Annotated in this window: 4 protein-coding genes; all 4 read left to right on the top strand. The window is 29.4% G+C overall.

The features are described from left to right. Positions 1 to 1,438 (top strand): Ppx/GppA phosphatase family protein (locus ACWI69_RS11675; RefSeq protein ID WP_448822006.1); only part of this gene is annotated, 1,438 nt, incomplete at its 5' end. 93 nt (positions 1,439 to 1,531) lie between these two features. Then, positions 1,532 to 2,509, top strand: coding sequence for a selenide, water dikinase SelD (selD, locus tag ACWI69_RS11670; protein WP_448822007.1), 978 nt, complete (start codon positions 1,532 to 1,534; stop codon positions 2,507 to 2,509). A 10-nt stretch (positions 2,510 to 2,519) separates the two neighbouring features. Continuing rightward, positions 2,520 to 3,905, top strand: coding sequence for an L-seryl-tRNA(Sec) selenium transferase (selA, locus tag ACWI69_RS11665; protein ID WP_448822005.1), 1,386 nt, complete (start codon positions 2,520 to 2,522; stop codon positions 3,903 to 3,905). 2 nt (positions 3,906 to 3,907) lie between these two features. Further along, on the top strand, positions 3,908 to 4,950 hold a 1,043-nt coding region (selB, locus tag ACWI69_RS11660; protein WP_448822004.1), incomplete at its 3' end, for a selenocysteine-specific translation elongation factor.

Here is a 4,950-nt window from a genome sequence, read left to right as displayed (position 1 = left end):
TATTAAACACAGTATAATTGCAAAGGATAAAAGTTATTTTAATTTTTTAATTGAATCACATAGAGATATTTTAAGATTAAAACCTGATGTTCTAATTGAAATGATTTATGAATCATGTAAAATAAAAAAAGAATTTATTGAAAAAGATGAATTTGAAAAAGGCGATAGAGCTTTCTTAAATCTGGGACACACATATGGTCACGCCTTAGAAACCCTTTTTGACTACCAACATATCTCACATGGAGAAGGAGTTGCTAAAGGTATAATTTTTGAAATGGAAATTTCTAAACTTTTAGGTTTTACCACTGAGGTATACATAAAGTCCGTCAAAGAACTTTTTAATCTCTATAAAATTGATGCTACTCCAATCTACATAGAAGAAGACATTTTAATTGATGTTATGAAGAAAGATAAAAAAAATGCTTATGATAAAATTAAATTTATTATTGATAAAAATGGAACTCTTGAAAATATGGCTATCTCCGAAAAGATTATTTCAGAAGTTAACTACTCCTTTAAAAATAGGATTTTGAAAGGAGTTATAGATATTGGAACTAATTCATGTAGATTGTTTATTGCTGAAGTTGAAAAAAATGATAACAAAGTGAAAATTATTACTCCACTATATAAGGATTTAGAAGTATCTAGATTGGGAAAAAATCTCAATCAAACTGGCATTCTTTCGAAAGAATCTATTGAAAAAACATATTGTATTATTAAAAAATTTAAAGAAAAATCTAATTCTATGGGTGTAACTGAACTCATTGCTTTTGCTACTGCTGCCACAAGAGAGGCTAGTAATGGTAGCATATTTGTTCAAGGAATAAAAAATGAGTTTGACATAAATACCTTGGTCATTCCTGGTGAAATTGAAGCCAAACTGAGTTTCAATGGAAATAGTAATATCTACAGAGAAAAAATAGCAACTATTGATGTGGGAGGAGGAAGTACTGAAATAACTATTGGGGACTATAATGGAATTGATTATATCAAAAGCTTTCCTATCGGTGTTGTAAAATTGACCGAAATGTTTTTTTCAAATGAGAATTACAATGAAGAAACGCTTTTATCTGCCCGTAACTATTTAAAAGGGTTTTTTAATGAGTTAAATAAATTTGAAAATAGTAACTTTAAAATTATTGGTGTTGCTGGAACTGTCACAACCAATGTTTCTATTGTTAAAAAACTTTCTAAATTTAATGAAAAGGAAATAAATGGTTACGTTTTAACGAAAATCGATTTAGAAGAAAATTTATACCTTTTTCTAAATAAAACCTTAGAAGATCGTAAAAAAATTATCGGTTTAGAGCCTGATCGTGCTGATGTTATCATTGCTGGTAATTTAATTTTATTAATTCTTTTGGATATTTTAAACAAAACAAGTATAACTGTTTCAACAGTTGATAATTTAGAAGGTGGTATGGTGTTAAATATATAATTGTGGTATAATTTATAAGCTCATTCATGAACAAGGAGGTACAAAATGAAACTTTTATTAGATAGATGCTCAATTGGTGGTTGAGCTAGTAAAATAGGACCGGAGGTTCTTTCAAATCTATTAAAAAATCTTCCGAGTGTGGAAGATAAAAATTTAATTGTTGGCTTTGAAAAATCTGATGATGCTGCTATATATAAATTAACAGATGATATAGCTTTAATTCAAACTTTAGATTTTTTTACACCAATGATTGATGATCCGTATATTTTCGGGCAAATAGCTGCTGCTAACTCTTTAAGTGATGTCTACGCAATGGGGGGAGAACCACGAACAGCTATGAATATTGTATGCTTTCCTGAAAAGGAAAATATTGAAATTTTGGGAGAGATTTTAAGAGGTGGAGCTGAAAAAATCGCTGAATCTGGAGCTGTTTTAAGTGGTGGACACTCTATTCATGATCCCGAAATCAAATATGGTCTTTCTGTGACTGGCCTTGTACACCCTGATAAAGTTTTTAAAAATTACGGTTCTAAGGAGGGAGATGTTTTAATTTTAACTAAACCTCTAGGAACTGGTATCATTTCCACGGCTTCAAAAGTTGAAGCCATCTCTGACAAAGTAAAAATAGAATGGGTTGAAATAATGACAACTTTAAATAAATATTCAGCGGAAATTATAAGAAATTATCCAATAACAGCTTGTACCGATATTACAGGATTTGGATTTTTAGGACACGCATACGAGATGGCTGTCGCTTCTGAAAAAACTTTTATTTTGGAGCAAGAACTTATTCCATATTTGGATATCGCTAAAAAATTTGCTAAAGAATTTTATATAAACTCTATGGGACAAAAAAATAGAAATTACTTAAATGACAAGGTCGATATTTCAACTGTACCGTTTTGGCTACAAGAGATTATGCTAGACCCACAAACATCTGGTGGACTACTTTTTTCTGTCTCTTCAAAATATGTATCGGAAGTTATGGAAAAATTAAACACTCTTAAAATAAAATCAGCTTTAATTGGAACTGTAGAAAAATACAACGGAAAATATATTGTAGTTAGATAAGGGGAATACTATGACTAATAAACAAACTCTTTTAAGAAATCTTCCTAAAGTAGATAAACTTATAGACCTACTAAAAGAAAAGGAATTTTTTAAAGATAAGCCTTATAAGGAGGTTTATAACGCTGTTAATGAAGGAATTAGCTTCTTCAGAAAAGGAATTATAGAAGAAATTATTACTCAATACTCTATTGAGGATATTGAAAATGAGATTATAAAGTCTTTAACTGAAAATTTAAAATTTAATTTTAAAAGAGTTATAAATGGTACTGGAACTATTTTGCATACGAACTTAGGAAGAGCTCTTTTTTCAAAGGAACTAATTGAACACCTTCAAAACTCACTTTGTGGGTATAGCAATCTTGAATTTGATTTAAAAACAGGTGAACGAGGAAGTAGATATTCACACATAGAAAATCTTATTGCAAAGGTTACAGGTGCTGAAGCTGCCTTGGTTGTAAATAATAATGCTGCTGCTGTTATGCTTTGCTTAAATGAATTTAGTAAAGATACTGAAGTAATCATTTCTAGAGGAGAACTCGTTGAAGTTGGTGGTTCATTTAGAATTCCAGATATTATGGAGCTTTCAAACGCTAAACTTATCGAAGTTGGTACTACTAATCGAACTCATTTATTCGATTATGAAAGAAAAATTAATGAAAATACATCTATGCTCTTAAAGGTTCACACATCCAACTATCATATATCTGGATTCACACACTCTGTATCCAATAAAGAGATTGCCGAATTAGCAAAAAAGCACGATTTAATTTCAATGGAAGATTTAGGTAGCGGTGTACTTATAGACTTTTCCAAATACGGACAAAAAAAAGAGCCTACAATTTTTGAATCTTTAAGCTCTGGTATCGACTTGATTACCTTTAGTGGAGATAAACTTTTAGGCGGACCTCAGTGTGGAATAATTATTGGAAAAAAAGAATTAATTTCTAAATTGAAAAAAAATCAACTTTTAAGAGCATTTAGAGTTTGTAAAATGACTATTAGTGCTTTAGAATTTACTTTTAAACAATATGTTGATGAAAAAATAGCTATAGAAAAAAATCCTACTTTAAATAAAATAATAGAGCCTATTGAACGTGTTTTTGAGAGGGCAGAAATTTTAAAAAATTTGTTAAAAGATATTCAAATAGAAAGCGAAATAATTGAAACAAAGGCTATCATTGGTGGTGGTTCTATGCCCGATGCTACTATTAATAGTTATGCTGTTATTATTACCTCCTTAGACGGAAAAAAAATTGAGACATCCTTTTTAAAAGAAGAGATACCTATCGTTGGTAGAGTTCAAAATAACCAATTTTTTATTGATTTAAAAACAATCCATAGTGATGAATATCCTATTATTATAAAAAATTTTAAAAAATTTTTAAAGAGAGTATAGATATGAAAAATATAGTAATTGGTACTGCTGGTCATATAGATCATGGAAAAACAACTTTAATCAAAATGTTAACTGATATAAATACCGATACTATGAAAGAGGAAAAAGAAAGGGGGATGACCATTGATCTTGGTTTTGCCCCTTTAACTATTCCTTCGGGAGAGATTATTAGTATTATTGATGTCCCAGGACATGAGAAATTTATTAAAAATATGGTTGCTGGTGCTAAAGGAATCAACTTTGTGCTATTTTTAATAGCTTGTGATGATGGTATTATGCCTCAAACTATAGAACACAAAGAAATTTTGAAGCTTCTCGGAATAAAAAGAGGAATTATTGTTTTATCGAAAATTGATTTAGTTACATCCGAAAGAATTAATGAAGTCAGAGCCCAAATATCCCAAGAATTTAAAGAAGACTTTTTTAAAAATTTCCCTATTGCTGAAGTTACTTTGAAAGACTCTTCAACCTATAAAAATCTTTATAATTTAATTTTAAAAGAAATTAAAAATTTTGATTTTTCATTGCCAAGTACTCCCGCAAATCTTTTTAGATTAGATATTGATAAAATATATTCTCCTAAAGGAGTTGGAACTATCGTCAGTGGTACAACTATTGGTAACATAGAAAAGGGAGAAACTTTAACACTTTATCCTCAAAAAATTAATATTAAAATAAAAGGTATCCAAAATCATGGAACAGATTTAGATTATATATCCTCTCAACAAAGATGTGCGTTAAACATAGCCGGAGTAACATCAAAAGAGCTTGAGAGAGGAAATCTTCTAACTAACAGCAAATCTATTGTAAATACTAAAATAATAGATGTACTATTTAATCGATTATCTGGAACTCCAATTCCTCAAAATAATACTAAAATAAGATTAAATATAGGAACTGGTGAATATTATGGTAAAATTAAATATCTCCAAGACTTTGAAGATAACATAATTTTTTTTCAACTCATAATGGATAAAGAAATTTCTGTTGACTTTGATGATATCGGTATTTTAAGATCTCTTAATACCTCATCTTTACTCGGAGG

This window comes from Cetobacterium sp. (assembly GCF_977044495.1).
This window is presented reverse-complemented; position numbering and strand designations above follow the sequence as displayed.